This is a genomic window from Asanoa sp. NPDC050611, from assembly GCF_040654855.1.
GTDB lineage: Bacteria > Actinomycetota > Actinomycetes > Mycobacteriales > Micromonosporaceae > Asanoa.
Genome location: NZ_JBFAIU010000671.1, coordinates 1 through 1,548 on the forward strand (window position 1 = coordinate 1; position 1,548 = coordinate 1,548).

General features: G+C 72.1%; 3 protein-coding genes. 1 reads left to right on the forward strand and 2 read right to left on the reverse strand.

Features of this window, described 5'->3' with window-relative positions; all coding sequences use genetic code 11:
• Positions 1 to 108: 108 nt before the first annotated feature.
• A complete protein-coding gene (locus tag AB0H87_RS41695) occupies positions 109 to 516 on the reverse strand; it encodes a hypothetical protein (RefSeq protein WP_360159375.1) in 408 nt (135 codons plus the stop codon).
• Positions 513 to 866 carry a hypothetical protein gene (locus AB0H87_RS41700; protein WP_360159378.1) on the reverse strand — a complete coding sequence of 118 codons (354 nt, stop codon included), beginning with the start codon at positions 864 to 866 and terminating at the stop codon, positions 513 to 515. The genes AB0H87_RS41695 and AB0H87_RS41700 overlap by 4 nt, the downstream gene beginning before the upstream one ends.
• A 136-nt stretch (positions 867 to 1,002) precedes the next feature.
• Here AB0H87_RS41700 and AB0H87_RS41705 point away from each other — a divergent pair.
• The coding region (locus AB0H87_RS41705) for a TIGR03086 family metal-binding protein (RefSeq protein ID WP_360159381.1) at positions 1,003 to 1,548 on the forward strand (546 nt) is incomplete at its 3' end.

Genomic DNA, 1,548 nt, shown 5'->3' on the forward strand with positions numbered 1-1,548 from the left:
CCCCTGAGCGAGACCAGGCCGGCGGTGAAGAGCAGAGCGAAGTCGCGCCGGCGCAGCGGGCCGAGGTCCATCGGTCGACTATTCCAGGCGCGGCGCCGGCGGACTTGGTCAGCCGCCGGGGCAGCCGCGGCCGCCGCTGATCGGGATGCACCGGGTGATGCTGGGTGCCGGCTCCTGGTCCTCCGGCGTCCAGCCGATCAACGGTCCGGTGGCCGCACTTCCGACGATCGCGACCGCGACGTAGATCAGCATCATCGCCGCCAGCGCCCACGCGAAGTGCCTGGTCCAGTAGCCGTCGTGGGCGAGCAGCGCGAGCAGCACGCCGGCCGCCGGGAGGGCCAGGTTCAGGACCAGCGCGGTGGTCAGGATCGTGTCGGTGGTGCCGCCGAAGGCCTGGGCGTCCGCGTGGGTCGCCAGGTAGGGACTCGACGTGCGGCGGATCAACCCCACGACGAGCAGGAACGGCACCGTGTAGAGCCAGGCGAGGAGCAGCGCGCCCAGGCCGACGCGCCTCATCGGACGCCCTGCCAGACCGTGCCGACCACGGCCACGACCGCGATGCCGCCGACGGTCGACAGGGTGCCGACGAGGATCGGGGAGCGGGACACGCGCGTCAGCAGGGCGGCGACCACCACCGTGCAGAGCGCGAGAACCGCCAGGACGGGCGCGGCGACGATCAGGATCAGGACGATCCCGTCCTGCGGCGCGAGGCAGCTGAACATCGCCGAGCAGTCCCGGTCCGGCGCGGCCGGTATCCCCGACTGGCCGACGACGACCGCGGCGATGACGGTGGCGTACCAGCCCAGCGCCACGAGCAGGCTCAACCCGAACGAGGCCCCACGTGCGGCAGCCTTACTCCCATCCATGCGCACGAACCTGCCAGGAACCCTCAGGAGCCACATCCGTCTCCGTACTCAATTGGACTTGAACGGAACGCTCCATTCCGCTAGAGTTCTAGATGCGGAACGGGCCACTCCGTTCCGATTTGAAGAGGAGCCGGTCATGAGCGGAAACACCGAGAACGCCAACGTCGTTGTCAGCGGCTGGCAGCTGATGGACGAGGCACACCGCGTGCTGCGCGCGACGGTGGCGGGCGTCGCCGCCGGCGACTGGGGACGGCCGACCCCGTGCACCGAGTGGAACGCCACCCAGGTGCTGCAGCACGCGGCCGGCGACCAGCTCGGCTACGCCGCCGCGATCACCGGCGAGGGTGGCCCGACCGAGAACCCGTTCGCGCCGTCCGGCCGGCTCACGCAGGACCCGGTGGCGTTCCTGAACCCCCACCTCAACGCCGCGGCGGCGGCCTGGGCGACGGTGGGCAAGGACGTCGAGACCGCCGCGACGCCGCTCCCCCTGGGCCCGCTGCCGACCTGGGTCGGATCCGGCGCCGCCGCCCTCGACGCCGCCGTGCACGCCTGGGACATCGCCGTCGCCACCGGACAGCCGTCCCCGCTGACCGACGAGCTCGCCGGCCCCCTGCTGAAGGTCGCCAAGGAGTTCGTCGAACCGCTGCGCGCGTTCGCCTTCTCGCCGGCCATCGAGCCGACC

Excerpts from the sequence above, each read along its gene's own strand:
- AB0H87_RS41695 (WP_360159375.1), bottom strand. The coding sequence starts at position 516 with ATGAGGCGCGTCGGCCTGGGCGCGCTGCTCCTCGCCTGGCTCTACACG.
- AB0H87_RS41700 (WP_360159378.1), bottom strand. The coding sequence starts at position 866 with ATGGATGGGAGTAAGGCTGCCGCACGTGGGGCCTCGTTCGGGTTGAGC.